The following is a 17,016-nucleotide window of genomic DNA, read 5'->3' as shown; positions in this document are numbered from 1 at the left end:
CGGGCGCGCGGACGGTGCCGCGTCAGCCCTTGACGGAGCCGAGCATCACGCCCTTGGTGAAGTGCCGCGCCACGAACGGGTAGACGAGCAGGACGGGCACGGTGGAGACGACGATGAGGGAGAACTTCATGAGGTCGGCCATCTGCTTGGCGGCCAACTGGTCCGCGAGGTTCGACCCGCCGCTGTTGTTGACGACCAGGATGTCCCGCAGCACCAGTTGGAGCGGGTAGAGCTCCTCGCTGCGAAGGTAGATCAGGGCGCTGAAGTACGAGTTCCACTGCCCGATGCCGTACATGAGCGCGATGACCGCCAGCAGCGGCTTCGACAGCGGCAGCACCACCGACCACAGGAACCGCAGGTCCGAGGCGCCGTCGAGCTGCGCCGCCTCGTACAGCTCCCCGGGGATCGAGGAGCGGAAGAACGTCATCGCGATGAGCACCTGCCAGGCGCCGATCGCGGCCGGGAGGATCAGCGCCCAGCGCGTGTCGAGCAGGCCGAGCGCGCGCACGACCATGTAGGTGGGGATCAGCCCGCCGGAGAACAGCATCGTGAACAGGACCCCGCCGATGAAGATTCGGCGGCCCACCAGCTCGCTCCGCGACAGCGGATAGGCGATCATCACCGTCATCGTGACGCTGACGACGGTGCCGACCACGGCGTAGAAGACCGAGTTGCCGAACCCGGTCAGGATCGCCTCGTTGCCCAGCACCGCTTCGTATCCGATGAGGGTGAAGTCCACCGGCCACAGGAAGACCCGCCCGCCCGAGACCGCGGCGGGGCTCGAGAGGGAACTGGCCACGATGTTGAGCAGCGGGACCAGGACGACCAGCAGGAACGTGCTCAGGAGCACGTAGACGCCGACCATGAAGACCCGGTCGACCGGCGTGTCCTGGACCTGGGCGCTGCGGCGGCGCTTCGGCTTGCGGGCCTTGGGCTCCGGCTCGGGCCGGGACTCGGTGCGCGTTGCCGTCGTGAGTGTCATTGCATGGGCCCCTTTCACCACAGTCCGTTGCCGGTCACGCGCTTGGAGACGGTGTTCACGGCGAGCAGCAGGATGAGGTTGATGACGGAGTTGAACAGCCCGACGGCGGTCGCGAGGCTGAAGTCGGCGTTCAGCAGGCCGATCTTGTACGTGTAGGTCGCGATGATCTCGGAGGTCGAGAGGTTCAGAGGGTTCTGCAGCAGGAACGCCTTCTCGAAACCGATCGCCATGACGCTGCCGACGCTGAGGATCATCACCACCACGACCGTGGGGGCGATGCCCGGCAGGTCCACGTGCCAGATCTTGCGGAGGCGGCTGGCCCCGTCGAGCCGGGCGGCCTCGTACAGGCTCGGGTCGATGCCCGCGAGCGCGGCCATGAAGATGATCGCCGAGTAGCCCGCGGTCTGCCAGACGTCGCTCCACACGTAGACGTGCCGGAACGAGTCCGGGTCGGCCAGGAGGTTCGCGTTCATGCCGAAGAAGCCGAGGACGTCGGCCATGAAGCCGATGCGCGGCGAGAAGATCAGGATCAGCATCGAGACGACGATGACGGTCGAGATGAAGTGCGGCGCGTAGGTGACCATCTGGACGGTGCGCTTGAAGAACTTCAGCCGCACTTCGTTCAGGGCGAGCGCGAGGATGATCGGGATGGGGAAGCCGGCGAGGAACCCGTAGAGGCTGAGCACGAGGGTGTTGCGGATGAGGTCCCACGCGACCGGGTTGGCGAAGAACCGCTCGAAGTGGTCGAACCCGGTCCAGGGGCTGCCCCAGATGCCCTGGACCACGTTGTAGTCCTTGAAGGCGATCACGTTGTTCGCCATGGGGACGTACTGGAAGGTCACGAAGTACGCGACCGGGAGGATCAGCAGCACGTAGAGCTGCCAGTGCCGGCGCAGGTTCCGGCGCCGGGTCCTCCGGCGGCGCACCCGGTCGGTCGCGGCCCTCGTCTGCACAGCGGCCGTCACCGTGCTCGCTCCGTCATTCCTTGTGCCGCAGTGCGACACACCCCGTTGAAGACACTCACGCTCGCTCCTTCGCGATCCGGCTTCGTGAGTGTCACGGTAAAGTGAGTACTGGGGTTCGTCAATACTCGTGGCGAGAAAAGATCTGATCTTTATCGCGAGAATAGTTGCGCAAATTCGAGATTTCCTGTAAATCGACTGGATCCGCAGCATTGCGTAGTCGATAGATCGGATCTCTCCGCGGCGATATCGCTAGAACTCGCATAATCAGGCGAATTCGCATCTACCCCCGTAATCCGGGCGGTGCCGCAACGGCCGCAGCGGACGTGACGGGCCCCGAGCGCTCGCTCGGGGCCCGTGATTGGGACGGCGGTTCAGGGGCGGGTCAGTCGAGGGTCCAGCGCTGGTTCGAGCCGCCGTTGCACGACCACAGGATCACCTTGGTGCCGTTGGCGGTGGCGGCGCCGGAGACGTCGAGGCACAGTCCGGAGGCGGCGTTGGTGATGGTGCCGTCGGCGTTGCGGGCCCACCGCTGGTTGGCGCCGCCGTGGCAGGTCCAGATGATGACCTGGGTGCCGTTGGCGGTTCCGCCGTTGGAGGCGTCGAGGCACTTCCGGTTCGCGCCGGAGTACACGGAGAGCTCGCCGGCGGCGGTGGCGGTCCACTGCTGGTTCGCGCCGCCCCAGCAGTCGTAGATCTGGAGCTGGGTGCCGTTCGTCGTCGACTGGTTCGGCACGTCGAGGCACCGGTTCGACGCGGCCGAGCGCAGCGCGCCGGTGTCGTCGCCGCCGCCTTGGCCGCCGGGGGTGAGCGTGATGGTGTAGGCGTCGTGGGTCTGCTGGATGTTGAGCGGGACCGTGATGGAGCCGCTCGCGGCGCTCAGGTCCTGTTCGTAGACGACCTGCGGCGCGCTCAGCGGGGCCTGCTCGGGGATCCGTTCGACCGTGACGTGGACGTTGCCGTTGCTGACGAGCCACGGGGTGGCGGACAGGCCGCTGTAGGTGACCGAGGTCGATCCGGTGCGGCCGTTGATGTCGCCGATGACGGTGACGACCTGTTGGGCGGCGCTGTCCTTCGCGGCGGAGATCGCGGTGCCGCCGACCTGGCCGGAGGTGTTGACGAGGGTCCCGGTCATGTCGGCGTAGGCGCGCATGACCCACCACAGGCCGGTCGGCTGCCAGCCGTTCAAGGTCTGTGTCAGGAGGCCGGTGAGGTTGGGGGTGAGGCAGCAGAACCAGTTGCCGCGCAGCGCGTTCGTGTAGTCGGACTGGGCGAACCGGGCGAGGTACCAGGCGAGGACGTTGGCCTGCTGCATGTTCGAGGGCTGGTACTCGTTGGCGGACATGGGGAGTTCGGGGATGCCGTTGGCGGCGAGCATGTCGAGCGTGTCCTCGCCGACCGCGACGGGGTCGTCGATGACGCCGAGGGTGTGGTTGGCGATCCAGTCGGGCAGGGTGCCGGCGTTCTTGGTGTGCTGGAGCCAGGTCTGCCACTGCGCGGGGCGGCGGTCGGGGGTGTACGCGAAGGAGGGGCCGAGGATGACCGCGTTCGGGTCGGTGGCCCGGATCTCGCGGACGGCGGTGTCCCACATGCGGAAGTACTGGTCGCTGTTGACCCCGCGCGTCCAGAAGATGTCGATGTCGGGTTCGTTCCAGATGTCGTACGACATCGGGAGTCCGGCGTCCCGGAGCGCGGCGACGACGGTGCGGACGAAGGTGGCCCAGTTCGAGCAGTCGTTGTTGTCGCAGGGGTACATCGTGTTGGCGGGCTGGCCGCCGTACGCGCCGTACATGTCGCTCAGGATCGCCTGGTACTGGGCTTCGTAGGGTTCGGCGGTGAAGCGCCGGGCCTGGTCGATGATCGAGTCGACGATGGTGCGGGTGGCGTTGCCGTAGCGGTAGCCGTCCTCGATCCAGCCGCGCGTCATGTGGCCGCCGGCCCTGAAGGCGTTCATCTTGAGGGGTTCGAGCAGGGCGTCCGACGGCTGCGATCCGTCTCCGGTGACGCCGTAGAGGAATCCGAGGCCGACCCCGGTGGACGGGCCGGCGTCCGAGGCGAGGTTCACGTTGAGCGAGACCTGCGCGCGGCTCTCGCCGGGGGTGACGATGAGGAGGGCGAGCATCATCGCGAGGGCGGCGCCGACGGTGATCGCGGCGCGGCCGCGCCAGGTCGCCCCTGCGTCGGGCAGCGGCGGTCTGGTCGCGGCCGAAGGGTGTCGGGACATGGGGTACTCCTTCCGGTTCGGCCGGCGCCGTCGAGCGGCGCGCCGGCCGGCGGGTCAGATGCGTTGGAGGTTGAAGAGCTGGTTGGCGCCGCCGGTGCGGTTCCACTGCGAGATGCGGGCGCCGTCGGCGGTGGATTCGCTCCAGACGTCCATGGCGAGGCCGCTGGCGCGGTTGACGAAGGTGACGGTGGCGCCGTTGTCGACGACCTGCCACTGCTGGGTGGTGGCGCTGGAGGTGGGCTGCTGGGTGATGTCAGCGCCGGTGCCGGTACCGGACACCTGGAGGACCAGGCCCGAGTGGCGGGCCCGGATCCGCCAGTACCCGCTCCCGGCGTCCACGAAATCGAACTGCTGGTTCGCACCGCTGTTGACCGGCCACTGGACCAGACGCGCACCCGCCGCAGTCGACGCGCCCTCGATGTCGGCCGCCTTACCGCTGTGCTGCGCCACCAGCCGGTAGTGCACACCGGGCTGGACCGGCCCGGCGATGCCTCCGCCCGTCTCGGTCGGCTTGTGGGACAGCGACATCGCCTGGTCGACGGCGGGCAGCGGCCTGAGCCGGTAGGTGTACGTGTAGTCGCGGTCGGCGAACAGCTTGTACTGGTCGAGCGGCTGCGCGCCCCAGCTGTCGTCGCCGCCGACGCCGGTCTGCCGGTGGTTGAGGCGCAGCACCACTTCCTGGCGCGGGGTGAGCTGGTAGCTGTGGCGGACGTTCCCCGACAGGTCCTCGGGCGTGTAGTGGGAGGCGTTCACCTCCAGCAGCGGTTCGCCGGTCGCGAGGAGGCCGCGCCCGGAGCCGTCGACCAGGGCGACCCAGCGGACGTCGGTCTTGTTGCCGTTCTCCTGCGGCCGGAGGTACTCGGTCCATTGTGCCGTGACTGTGGACGAGTACCGGCCGATGTCGCTGCCGGTGCGGCGGTCCCAGTGGTTCTCTTCGGGGCCGCGCCCGTAGTAGTGCAGGTGCTCGAGGGCGGCGGGCAGGATCAGGATGTTCCCGACCTCGGGGATGTAGGGCAGGGTCGAGGAGCCGGGGTGGAGCGTGTTGTCCACTTTGATCTCGCCGTTGCCGTAGACGGTGTAGGTCGTGGCGAACGTGGACTGCGTGCTCGTCGGGAGGGTGCCGGTGACGGTGATCCGCCGGGACCGGTCGGAGGGGCGCGCGACGGCGACGCCGGTCACGGTCCGGTTGCGCCCGGCGGCCCGCCAGGTGCCGTTGCGGTTCGGGTGGCCGTTGCCGCGGTCGTTGTCCGTGGGCGCCCGCCAGAAGTTGGGGACCGGGCCGGCGTTCACCAGCCGCATCCCCATCGCCTCGTATGCGGTGATCTCGCCGGTGGTCTTCGAGACGGCGACGCTGAAGCCGCTGCCGGAGACGGTGATCCGGTCGGCGGTCTCGGTGTCGGTCAGCGTCGGGACGCTCGCGAGCGGAACCGGAACGACCCGCGGGCTGTCGAAGGCGACCGGGAGCTGCTGGGCGGCGACCTCGTGTCCCGCGTCGGCCCAGGCGGTCGCCGACTTGAGGGTGAACGAGAGCTGGAGGAAGTGCTCGGTTCCGGGCGCGATCGAGGCCGGGCGCTGGATCGGGACCCGGATCGACTTGGCGGTGAGCGGGGCGATGTCGAGCTGCTGGGCGGTGAGGGCGCCGCTCTGGATCACCTGGCCGTCGGCGACCAGCTCCCAGGCGCCGTCGAACGCGTTCACGTTGGTGAAGGCGTACTCGTTCGTGATCCGCACGTCCCCGGCGGCGGGGTCGGCGCCGGCGGCCGCGTTGACCGCCTGGTAGACCCGTTTGACCTCGGCGGCCTTGCCGGCGGCGTTCCGGTCGGCGTCGACGATGCCGTTGCCGCAGAAGTTCCCGTCGTTGGGGTTGTCGCCCCAGTCGCCGCCGTAGGCGAGGTAGGTCGCGCCGCCGCCGAGCGGGATCGGCCAGCGCAGGGCCTGGTCGGTGAGGTCCCAGATGTAGCCGCCCTGCAGGACCGGGTACTGGCGGATGACGTCCCAGTACTCCTTGAGGTTGCCGTTGGAGTTGCCCATGCCGTGGGAGTACTCGACCAGGATGTACGGCCGGGTGTCGCCGGTGTCGAGGGCGCGGGCCCGGATCCCGGCGGCGGTGTTGTACATCTGGGAGCGGATGTCGCTGACGGCGGGCCGGTTGTCGCCTTCGTACTGGATGATGCGGGTCGGGTCGGCCGCTCTGATCCAGTCGCGCATCGCGACGAAGTTGGAGCCGCCGCCGGCCTCGTTGCCGAGGGACCACATCACGACCGAGGGGTGGTTCTTGTCCCGGTGGACCATCTGGGCGGCGCGGTCGATGACCGGTGCGGTCCAGGCCGAGTTTGACGCCGGGTAGTGGTCGCGCACGCCGTGGGTCTCGAGGTTGGCCTCGTCCATGACGTACATGCCGTACTCGTCGGCGAGGTCGTACCAGTCGGGGTGGTTCGGGTAGTGGGCGGTGCGCACGGCGTTGATGTTGAGCCGCTTCATGACCGCGATGTCGCGGATCATGTCCTCGCGGGTGAGCGCCGCCCCGTGGTCGGGGTCCATCTCGTGCCGGTTGACGCCCCGCAGCGAGACCGGTCGCCCGTTGATCCGCATGAGGCCGTCGCGGATCGCGAACTCGCGGAACCCGACGCGCGCCGAGACGGTCTGCGTGACCGTGCCGGAGGGGTCGCGCAGCCGCAGGACGGCCGTGTAGAGGTTCGGGTGCTCGGCCGACCAGAGCTTCGGGGCGGGGACGGCCTTCGAGCCTCGGGCGGTCGCGTCCTGTCCGGGTTGGACGGAGCCGATCGCGACCTGGGTCGTCAGCGGTGCGGACCAGACGGGCTGGTCGTTCTCGTCGTAGAGCTGGGTCTCGACCGTGTAGGTCCCGTTCTGCTGGGCGCCGCGGTTGCGGACGGCGACCGCGACGGCGAGGTCGGCGTTGGTGTAGCCGTCGCGCAGTGGCGTGTCGATCTTGAAGTCGCGCAGGTGGACCTGGGGAAGGGAGTACAGGAAGACCGGGCGGAAGATCCCGGAGAGGCGGATCATGTCCTGGTCTTCGAGCCAGTCGCCGTCGGGGAAGCGGTAGACCTCGACCGCGATCAGGTTGGTGCCCGGGTGGACGTGGGCGGTGATGTCGAATTCGGAGGGCGTGTAGGAGCCCTCGCGGTACCCGACCTTGGTGCCGTTGACCCACAGGTAGAAGCCGGACTTGACGCCTTCGAAGTGGAGGTGGACGCGCCGGCCCTGCCAGGCGGCGGGGAGCTCGAAGGTGCGGCGGTACTGGCCGACGGGGTTGAACCGGGTGGGGGCGAAGGGCGGCTGGGCGTTCTCGTGCTGGCCGTTGGCGCCCCACCACGGGTAGGTGAAGTTGAGGTAGATGGGGAAGTCGTAGCCGGCGAGCTGCCAGTTGGAGGGGACCGGCATGGTGTCCCACTCGCTGTCGTCGCGGTCGGTGCGCCAGAAGTCGGTGTCGCGGTCGGCGGGCCGCTCGGCGTGCTGGAAGCGCCAGTCGCCGTCGAGGCCGAGCCGGTAGGGCGAGTCGGTGCGGTCGGCCTTCAGCGCCTGCTGGAGGTCGGCGTACGGGGTGAACGTGGCGTGGGCGGGCTCGGAGCCGACCTGGAAGATCCCGATGTTGTTGTTCCACTCGGGATAGCCGTTCGGCGGGTCGGTCCACGCCGCCGCGGCGTCCTCCCCGGTGACCTCCTCGGGCTCCGCGTTCGCCGGGGCGGCCGCCAGCGGGATAGAAGCGCTCCCAAGCGCGGCGAGTCCGCTTCCGATGACGGTCCTGCGACGTGCTTTGGGGTTCCTGAACGGTGCTGCCATGTCGATCCTTCGAGGGGGCGCGCGAGCGCGGGTGGCGACCTGGATATCGAAGACAGTCTATAAAGATTGGATCTATCGAGTCAAGGATGTGAATATTCGGATGTTTGCCTGAAGAATGGGCGGTGTCGGCCCGGAGGTTCGTCGGACGTATCCAGGTCATGCACAGGGCGGTCCCACGCGGGCGCTCCAGGCCGCACGGGGCTTGCCCCGCGGCGGGCCCTGCGCCCCGCGGGTCATCGGAATCCTTCGGGCGTCGCGGCAGCGCTTCGTCAGTGCGGTTCGCACGCAGGCACTCCCCCGGGCGGCGGTCGACACGGTGACGCCGGCGGCCGATCGATCCGGTCGTCCGATGTCTGTCCCGCTGACATATCGAAAGAGGTACATGAATGTCTTGTCATGGCGGATATCGGTGTGGAATGATGACGCCTGCACGTGTATACGTCTGACCTCTGATGCTCCGCCCGGGGCTCGAAGGCCAGGAGGAGGCAGCGTTGCCAGTGAGTCGTCCCCCCGCCCCGGCCCCCAGGAGGCGGCCATGACCGGCGTCGAGTCGCCGCCCGCCGGGCTGCGCGTCCGGTGCCGCCGGTGGCTGCGGGAGCACGTCTCCTACGCCGTCTCCGAGTTCACGGCCGCCACCGCACTCGTCGTGCTGTTCATCGCCCTCAGCCTCGCCAGTCCGCACTTCCTCACCGCCGACAACCTGTTCAACATCGGATCCCAGACCGCGGTCATCGCGATCATCGCGGTCGCGCAGACGATGGTCATCATCACCAAGGGGATCGACCTCTCGGTCGGCGCCGTCGCCGCGCTGGCCGGAGTCGTCGGGGCCCTCGTCGTCCGCGACCTCGGGTTCTCCGTCTGGGAGGCCGCCGCCGTCGCCATCGCCGTCGGCGCCGCGGCAGGGCTCGTCAACGGCCTGCTCGTGGCCGGCGCAGGTCTCCCGCCGTTCATCGCCACACTCGGCATGATGTCGGCCGGACGCGGACTCGTCTTCATCGTCACCGGCGCCGTGGGCGTCTACAGCCTGCCCGAATCGTTCCAGCTCCTCGGCAACGGCGAGATCGCCGGCATCCCCTTCGCCGTCGTCATCACCGCCGTCGTCGCGCTGGCGGCGTCCTGCCTGCTGTCGCAGTCCCGCTTCGGCCAGTACGTCTACGCGATGGGCTCCAACCTGGAGGCGGCGCGCCGTGCCGGGATCGCGGTGCGCCGCAACCTCACCGCCGTGTACGTGCTGGCCGGCGCCCTGGTCGGCCTGGGCGGCATGGTCGCGGCCTCGCGGGTGAACTCCGGCCAGCCGAACTACGGGATCGGCCTCGAACTCGACGCCATCGCCGCGGCGGTCATCGGCGGCGCCAGCCTGTTCGGCGGCCAGGGGCGGATCGCCGGGACCCTCATCGGCGCGTTCCTCATCGCCCTGGTGCGCAACGGGTCCGTGCTCCTGGGCATCAGCATCCACTACCAGCAGGTCATCGTCGGCCTCATCATCTGGGCCGCCGTCTACTTCGACCAGTTCCGGCGGCGGCGCCTCGAAGCCCGCGGCTGAAGCCCCCACTCCACCTCACCGGACGGAAGGACAAGGCCATGGCCATCAACACGAGGATCCGCAGCGGTCTCGCCGCACTCGCGGCCCTGTCGGCCCTCACCGCCGGCGCCTGCGGCGGCGTCGAGGTCCGCGACGACTCCGGCGAAGGCGAGGCCGGCACGGTCGACGGACCGCTGGAGCTCGCCGTCGTCCCCAAAGCGGTCGGCCACGAGTTCTGGAGCACCGTGCGGGCCGGGGCCGAGTGCGCCGCCGAGCTCGCCGGAGACGTCACCGTGAACTGGGACGGCGTGAGCGCGGAGACCGACGTGGAAGGCCAGGTGAACCTGATCCAGAACTTCGTCACCCAGGACGTCGACGGCATCGTGTACGCCGCCACCGACTCCGCGGCGCTGGCGCCCGCGACGCAGAGCGCGCTCGACGCCGGGGTCCCGGTCGCCATGATCGACTCCGGCACCGACCCGCAGCCCGACGAGGTCCCCCTGTACGCCACCGACAACCGCGCCGGCGCGGTCGAGGCCGCGAACCTGCTCGCCGAAGCGCTCGGCGAAGGCGAGCACGATGTGGCGCTCATCGAGTTCCAGCCCGGTTCGCAGACGAACACCGAACGGGTCGAGGGCTTCACCGAGGGCCTGGCGCAGCACGCCGGCCTGAACCTGGTCGGGCAGCAGCCCAGCCACAGCGACGTCAACGAGGCCCGCCGGGTCACCGAGGACATCCTCACCGCCAACCCGGACCTGGCCGGCATCTTCGCCGCCAACGAGCCCAGCGTCCTGGGCGCCGCGCAGGCGGTCGAGGCCGCCGGGAGGACCGGCGAGGTCGTCATCATCGGATGGGACGCCGCACCGGACGAGATCGCGGGCTTGCGCAACGGCCAGATCGCCGCACTGGTGGTGCAGAACCCGTTCCGCATGGGCTTCTTCGGTGTCCAGAACATGGTGGAGCACCTCCAGGAGGGCGCGCCGATGGAGTCGGCCGACACCGGCGTCACGTTCGTGACCCCGGAGAACATCGACTCGCCGGAGGTGCAGGCGGTGCTCGAACCGAGCTGCGACAACCCGCCGGTGGACCAGTGAGCGCGACCGGGGACGCCGCGCGTCCGGTGCTGGAGGCGCGCGGGATCGTCAAGCGCTTCGGGCACGTCGAGGCGCTCCGCGGCGCCGACTTCGCCGTCCACCGCGGCGAGGTCGTGGCGCTGATCGGCGACAACGGCGCCGGGAAGAGCACCCTGATCAAGGTGCTCTCCGGGGCCCAGCCGCAGGACGAGGGCGAGATCCTGGTCGACGGCCGCCCCGAGCGGTTCGGCTCCCCGCTGGACGCCCGGCGGGCCGGGGTGGAGACCGTGTACCAGGACCTCGCCGTCGCCGACGACCTCAGCGTCGCCGCCAACCTCTACCTCGGCCGCGAGATCAAACGCACAGGGCTGCCGGGGATGATCGGCCTGCTCGACAAGCGCGCGATGCGCAGAGGCGCCGCCGAGGCGCTCGAACAGCTCGGCGTCCGGATCCCGCGCGTGACCGCCCCGATCGCGATGCTGTCGGGCGGGCAGCGCCAGAGCGTCGCGGTCGCCCGGGCGGTCGTGTGGGCGACGAGCGTGGTGGTCCTCGACGAGCCGACCGCGGCGCTCGGCGTGGTCCAGACGCAGCGGGTGCTCGAGGTCATCGACCGCGCCCGCGCCGCCGGGAGATCGGTCGTGCTGGTGAGCCACAACATGCCGCAGGTGCTGGAGATCGCCGACCGCGTCGAGGTCATGCGGCTCGGCCGGCGCACCGCCCGGTTCCGGGCGGCGGACGCCACCACGGACGACCTGGTCGCGGCCATGACCGGAGCGCTCGTCACCGAACCGGAGGACACAGCACCGGCCTGAAGCGGTGGCGCCGTTCGGCTTTCTGGGGCCGGCCGGTGCGACCGCACCGGCCGGCCCCGCGTTCAGACCCTCCGCAGTTCGAAGCGCTGGTTCGCCGCTCCGGTGGAGTTCCACATGGAGATGCGGGCGCCGTCCGCAGTGGACTGGCTCCAGACGTCCATGGCGAGGCCGCCGGCGCGGTTGACGAGGCTGACGACACCGCTGCCGCGGTCGACGACCTGCCACTGCTGGCTCGTGGCGCTGGAGGTGGGCTGCTGGGTGATGTCCGCTCCGGTGCCGGTACCGGACACCTGGAGCACCAAGCCCGAGTGACGGGCCCGGATCCGCCAGTACCCGCTCCCGGCGTCCACGAAATCGAACTGCTGGTTCGCACCGCTGTTGACCGGCCACTGGACCAGACGCGCACCCGCCGCAGTCGACGCGCCCTCGATGTCGGCCGCCTTACCGCTGTGCTGCGCCACCAGCCGGTAGTGCACACCGGGCTGGACCACCGGCGGATCGCCGAGGGACGTGGCCCGGTAGGTGCGGCCGGCCTGGACCGGGAACTCGACCACGTCGCCTTCGGGCTCGCCGGGGACGATCGCCGCGCCGTTCGACTCGTCCACGAGCTCGTAGTCGCCGGTGAACATGCGGCTGCGGATCCGCACGGTGCCGGCGCGGTCGGGGACGACGGTGATCTCGTCCGCGGTGCCGCCGCTCCATGCGGCGCCGACGGTGTATCCGCCGCGGCCGCGCAGGCCCGAGACGCTGCCGGCGGGCCAGGCCGACGGCAGCGCGGGCAGCACGTGCAGCTCGCCGCCGTGGCTCTGGAGCAGCATCTCGGCGATCCCAGAGGTCGCACCGAAGTTGCCGTCGATCTGGAACGGCGGATGCAGATCGAACATGTTGGGGGCGAGCCGTTCCGGGGTGACGAGCTGCCGGATGAGGTCGTGCGCCCTCGTCCCCTCCTCCATGCGGGCCCAGTAGTTGATCTTCCAGGCCAGGGACCAGCCGGTGCCGGCGTCGCCGCGCAACTCCAGGGTCCGGCGGGCGGCCGTGTAGAGCTGCGGCGTGCCGCGCTTGGTGATCTGGTTGCTCGGGTGCAGGCCGTACAGGTGCGAGATGTGCCGGTGCTGGGGATCGGTCTCGATCCAGTCGTGCAGGTACTCCATGATGTTGCCGCGCGAACCGACCCGCATGGGGGCCAGCCGGTTCCGGGCCGCGAGGACCTCGCCGCGGAAGCCCGCGTCCACGCCGAGGACCTCGCCGGCGCGCATGCAGCCGTCGAAGAGGTCCCGCAGGATCTGGTTGTCCATGGTGGGCCCCGCGCACACGGTCGCGTCGGTGTGGTGGAGCATCTCCGGCGAGTTCGACGGGTTGGTCACCAGCCAGTGCAGGTTCGGCTCCTCCACCAGGGTGTCCAGGAAGAACTGGGCGGCCCCCTTCATCGCGGGGTAGTGGTCCTCGAGGAAGGCCCGGTCGCCGGTGAACCGGTAGTGGTCCCAGATCATGGTCGCCAGCCACGCGCCTCCGGTGGGCCACATGCCCCACCGGGCGTCGTCGACCACCGAGGTCCCGCGCCACCCGTCGGTGTTGTGGTGGGCGACCCAGCCGCCGGCGCCGTACTGGACGTCGGCGGTGCGCGCGCCGGTGACCGCGAGGTCGTCGATCATGTCGAACACCGGCTCGAAGCACTCGGACAGGTTCGTCGTGTCGGCCGGCCAGTAGTTCATGGGCAGGTTCGCGTTGAGCGTGTACTTCGACTCCCAGGACGGCGTCATCGACTCGTTCCAGATGCCCTGGAGGTTGGCCGGCTGGGTGCCGGGGCGCGAGGAGGAGATCAGCAGGTACCTGCCGTACTGGAACAGCAGCGCCGAGAACTGGGGGTCGGCGCCCGACCCGTGCCGGGCGATGCGGGTGTCGGTCGGCTGGTCCGCCGCGGCGGTGCGTCCGAGGTCGATGACGGTGCGGTCGAACAGCTCCCGGTAGTCGGCCACGTGCCGGGACCGGAGGTCGTCGTAGGAGGTGTTCGTCGCGGCGTTGAGGTGGCCCCAGGCGATGCCCTGGTAGTCGCCGTCCACGCGCCGGTAGTCGACGTAGCTCGTCCCGATCGAGACGAGCAGCGTCACGGCGTCCGCATTGGACACCTGGAGCACGCCCCCGGTCGAGGAGGTGCTGCCGCCTTGGACGACCGCGCGCGCGAGCGCGAGGAACCTGACCGAGCCGGCGATGCCCCGGTGGTCGCCGGACCTGCCGTCGAGGGCGATGGTGCGGGCGTCCGGACTGGACTTGGAGGCGCGCTGCGGGGTCGTGAACGAGGCGCTGAACGAGATCCGCCCGGCCGTGCCGGCGGTGAGGCGCACGGCGATGACCTGGTCAGGGGCGGTGGCGATGACCTCGCGCCGGTAGCGCACGCCGTTCGCGACGTAGCCGACGCCGGTGGCGGCGGTGGTGAGGTCGAGCCAACGCTCGTACTCGGAGGTCCCGCCGATGCCGGGGAACGTCAGGTTGAGGTCGCCGACCGGCTGGTAGGCGAGCTGTCCGGCGGGCTTGCCGAGCATCGCCTGGTTGATGAGGTTCTGGGCCTGGCCCCACTGGTTCGCGAAGACGAGTTGCCGGATCTGCTGGAGGGCGTCGGCTCCGGCGGTGTTGCTGTAGTCGTGCGGGCCGCCCGCCCAGACCGTGTCCTCGTTGAGCTGCAAGCGCTCCGTGGCGCTGTTGCCGAAGACCATCGCTCCCAGGCGGCCGTTGCCGACCGGGAGCGCGCGCAGCCAGTCGGTGCCCGCCTGCTCGTCGTACCACAGGGCCATGTCGCCGGCGTCGCGCACCGCCGCCGGCACCGCCGACGCCGGTTCCGTCCACTGGAGCGGGGCCGCGAGCGCGCCCACCGCCCCGTACTTGATCACCTGTCTTCGACGCAGCGCCGCCATAGGGAGCCTCCGAGGGGAAGTGGCCGCGACCGCGACCTCCTGATATTGAAGGCAGTCTATAAAGGTTGGATCAATCAAGTCAAGTATGCGAATATTCGGCCCCTACAGCCGGATTGGTCAGGCCGCTGGGGCGTTTCATCGGATGTCTGGTGACGGTAGGGCGAAAGTGGAGCGCGAACAGGCGGAACGGAACCGCCGGCGCTAGTCCTCGCCCGCCGTCGGTGTCTGCTGGTACAGGCTGAGGCGCCATGCCCCTTCCGTGCGCCGGTAGACGGAGGACATCAAGGCGTGGAACGGCGGTTCGCCGCGCCTCCAGGCGTGTCCCGCGTAGACGAGCGCGGCGGCCTCGTCACCGAGCGGAACCAGGCGGGGGTCGGTGATCTCGTACCCGGCCCAGGGCGGCGCCTCGCGCAGCGCCTCGACCGTTGCGGCGCGGTCGAGGGACATGCCGTTCGCCAGCACCATCCGCCCGTCGGCGGACATCGTCGATTCGTAGAACCCCGCTCCGGTCCCGTCGCACAGCGCGCGCCAACCGGCGTGTTCCAGTTCGAGCAGTTCGTCGAAGACGGCCATCCCTCCACGATAGGCGAGACGGCCCGCTCGGCACAGCGCAAGCGGCCGGTCTCCCGCGCCGCACGGGCGGGGCCGGGGCGGGCGCCAGTGGAAGCGCGTCGGCTACCGCACCGTGAAGATCCGGGCGGCGGGACCGGCCGGCACCTCGATGACCGGCGCGCCCTCGGACGTGCGGACCGTCCACTGCGGCAGAGCGACCGGATAGCGCTGCTCGACGGCCCTGCCGCGCAGTCCCGGCAGCGCGATCTCCGCGGCCGCGCCTCGCGACCACAGCGCGAGCAGCGACTCCGGACCGGCGTCCAGTTGCAGCGCGATCACGTCGTCGTCCCAGCCGGGGAGGCCGAGCGGCCACGCCGGATGCGCCTCGGCGATGCGGTGGCGCCAGTCCTTGTGGAGCGCAACGGCTTCGCGCACCAGCGCGGACTGCTCACCGTCGAGCTCGTTGAGGAACCCGGAGAGGTAGATCCGCCCCGTGACGCCCGCCGTCATCGCGAACGCCGTCTCCTCCAGGCTCATCGATGCGGCCGGGTAGGCCCAGTTCCCGGCCTGCTCGGGAAGGACGCTCGCGGGCGCGGCCGCGGCGATCGGCGCGTACCGCCGGAAGTCCTGCTGGTCGCTGGTCGACTGCAGGTGTACCACGGACAGTATGTGATAGTCCATGCGCATCGCGCCAGAGCCGCAGTTCTCGAACAGGACGTTCGGGTGCCGCGCCTGTGCGTCGCGGAGCCAGTCGCGGAAGGCGCGGGTATGGCCCAGGAGCCCGGCTCCCGGTGCGGCGGCGTCCACATCGGTCCCGAGTCCCGTGTTCGTGTTGTAGTCGAGCTTGAAGAACGCGATCCCGAACTCGTCCACGAGCCGGTCCACGGTCTCGTCCAGGTGGGCCCGCGCCGCCGGGTGCCGCAGGTCGAGCTGGAAGTGCCCGGCCTCGCTGACGCGCTCGCCGAACCGCTGGAAGAACGCCTCGGCCGGCAGCCGCGCCGCGACCGGCGACTCGACGCCGACGGCCTCCGGTTCGAGCCACAGGCCAGGGCGCATCCCGTTGTCGCGGATCGCATCGACCACCGAGATGAGACCGCCGGTGAACCGGTCGGGCGCCTCGGTCCAGTCGCCGGCGTTCGTCCACCAGTTGCCTTCCAGGGCGGCGAACCATCCGGCGTCGATGCAGAAGTACTCCGCGCCCGCCTCGGCGGCGGCCCCGACGAGCGGCAGCAGCCGCTCCGTGGTCGGCCACCCCATGAGGGTGTTCATGTAGTCGTTGTAGACCACCGGAAGCCGCGCGTCGACCGGGCGCGTCTCGCGGATCGCGCGCCGGTAGTCCGTGAGCGCCGCGAACGCCGCGTCACGACCGCCGTCCACCGCGCACAACCCGGCGGGGACGCTCGTGAACTCCTCCCCGGGAGCCAGGCGGACGGCGAACTGGTGGTGCATGTCGGTCGCGCCGTGCACGCCGACCGTGACCGTCCCGCCCGTCAGCGCCGCCTCCCAGTGCCATCCCGCGCTGGTCTCGACCTGCCACGCGACCGAAGGGCCGTCCGCGCTCGCGAGGACCCCGGTCGGCAGGAACGAACCGCTCGACCAGCTTCCGTGGCTGGTCAGCGAGAAGAGGCCGCGCGAGTACTGGCCGCCGTGCAGCGCCGGATCGATGTCGGGCAGCAGCTCGGCCAGCGGACGCCGGTGCCAGCGCCCTTCGGCGAGCCATTCGCTCTCGCCCCAGAGCAGCTCGTGCGAACCGTCGTCGGGGACGGCGATGAGCGCCGAGCTCACCGAGAGCAGGACGAGCTCCCGCTCGGAGCCGTTGCGCACGGTGTGCCGGATCTGGAGGCCCGGCCCGGCGGCCCGGAAGACGCTCGTCACCTCGAGGCCGGTGCCGGGGTCGCGCTGGCGGATGCGCAGCTCGTCACCGTGCGGTTCGTGGCCGGTGTAGCGGAGCCGCTGCCCGGCGCCCGAGTGCAGGAGGCTCTGGTTGTTGCGGGCGCGGTGCTCGCCGGGGGTGTACACGTCGACGATCGCCCAGGGCCCGGCCGCCGACGGCGCCTCGGGTCCGGTCGCGAGCCGCACGAGCCGGACCGGGTGGTCGTCGGCATGGTCGAAGGCCAGGTGGAGGCCCGGGGCGGTCCATTCGAACGCCGGTTCCCAGGGGTGGTCTGACTGGCCCACT

The 17,016-nt window shown here is 70.3% G+C and carries 10 protein-coding genes; 3 read left to right on the top strand and 7 right to left on the bottom strand.

Features of this window, described 5'->3' with window-relative positions; all coding sequences use genetic code 11:
- Positions 1 to 22 precede the first annotated feature (22 nt).
- The 4 genes from GFD30_RS17595 to GFD30_RS17580 form a co-directional block, all read right to left on the bottom strand.
- A complete protein-coding gene (locus GFD30_RS17595; RefSeq protein ID WP_153026501.1) occupies positions 23 to 982 on the bottom strand; it encodes a carbohydrate ABC transporter permease in 960 nt (319 codons plus the stop codon).
- Positions 983 to 996: 14 nt separating this feature from the next.
- The gene (locus tag GFD30_RS17590) at positions 997 to 1,947 is read right to left on the bottom strand and encodes an ABC transporter permease (protein ID WP_322633370.1); all 951 of its coding nucleotides are present in this window, start codon (positions 1,945 to 1,947) and stop codon (positions 997 to 999) included.
- Between the two features lie 382 nt (positions 1,948 to 2,329).
- A complete protein-coding gene (locus tag GFD30_RS17585) occupies positions 2,330 to 4,168 on the bottom strand; it encodes an RICIN domain-containing protein (RefSeq protein WP_153026499.1) in 1,839 nt (612 codons plus the stop codon).
- 54 nt (positions 4,169 to 4,222) lie between these two features.
- Positions 4,223 to 7,969, bottom strand: a complete 3,747-nt coding sequence (locus tag GFD30_RS17580) for a glycoside hydrolase family 2 TIM barrel-domain containing protein (protein ID WP_153026498.1) — start codon at positions 7,967 to 7,969, stop codon at positions 4,223 to 4,225.
- 535 nt (positions 7,970 to 8,504) lie between these two features.
- Between GFD30_RS17580 and GFD30_RS17575 the strand changes: the two genes are divergently transcribed.
- From GFD30_RS17575 to GFD30_RS17565, 3 genes are read left to right on the top strand one after another with little or no spacing between them, the layout of a single operon-like run.
- The gene (locus GFD30_RS17575) at positions 8,505 to 9,512 is read left to right on the top strand and encodes an ABC transporter permease (protein ID WP_153026497.1); all 1,008 of its coding nucleotides are present in this window, start codon (positions 8,505 to 8,507) and stop codon (positions 9,510 to 9,512) included.
- Between the two features lie 38 nt (positions 9,513 to 9,550).
- Complete coding sequence (locus GFD30_RS17570; RefSeq protein ID WP_153026496.1) at positions 9,551 to 10,585, top strand: ABC transporter substrate-binding protein; 1,035 nt, start codon at positions 9,551 to 9,553, stop codon at positions 10,583 to 10,585.
- Entirely contained in the window at positions 10,582 to 11,376 is a 795-nt protein-coding gene (locus tag GFD30_RS17565) for an ATP-binding cassette domain-containing protein (RefSeq protein WP_322633369.1), read from the top strand. The genes GFD30_RS17570 and GFD30_RS17565 overlap by 4 nt, the downstream gene beginning before the upstream one ends.
- A gap of 62 nt (positions 11,377 to 11,438) precedes the next feature.
- On the opposite strand, the gene GFD30_RS17560 is transcribed toward GFD30_RS17565, so the two are convergent.
- The 3 genes from GFD30_RS17560 to GFD30_RS28015 all read right to left on the bottom strand — a co-directional run bounded on the left by GFD30_RS17560 (position 11,439) and on the right by GFD30_RS28015 (position 17,015).
- Positions 11,439 to 14,285 (bottom strand): glycosyl hydrolase family 95 catalytic domain-containing protein, encoded by a 2,847-nt coding sequence (locus GFD30_RS17560; protein WP_153026495.1) that lies wholly within the window; start codon positions 14,283 to 14,285, stop codon positions 11,439 to 11,441.
- Positions 14,286 to 14,486: 201 nt separating this feature from the next.
- Positions 14,487 to 14,858, bottom strand: coding sequence for a nuclear transport factor 2 family protein (locus GFD30_RS17555; RefSeq protein WP_153026494.1), 372 nt, complete (start codon positions 14,856 to 14,858; stop codon positions 14,487 to 14,489).
- Between the two features lie 102 nt (positions 14,859 to 14,960).
- Positions 14,961 to 17,015: a glycoside hydrolase family 36 protein gene (locus GFD30_RS28015; RefSeq protein ID WP_322633368.1), complete on the bottom strand. Its 2,055-nt coding sequence runs from the start codon at positions 17,013 to 17,015 to the stop codon at positions 14,961 to 14,963.
- Between the last annotated feature and the right edge of the window lies 1 nt (position 17,016).

Source organism: Glycomyces albidus, assembly GCF_009451885.1.
GTDB classification, from domain to species: Bacteria; Actinomycetota; Actinomycetes; order Mycobacteriales; family Micromonosporaceae; genus Glycomyces; species Glycomyces albidus.
Note: the sequence above shows the minus strand (reverse complement) of the source record. Positions and strands in the feature narration are given on the sequence as shown.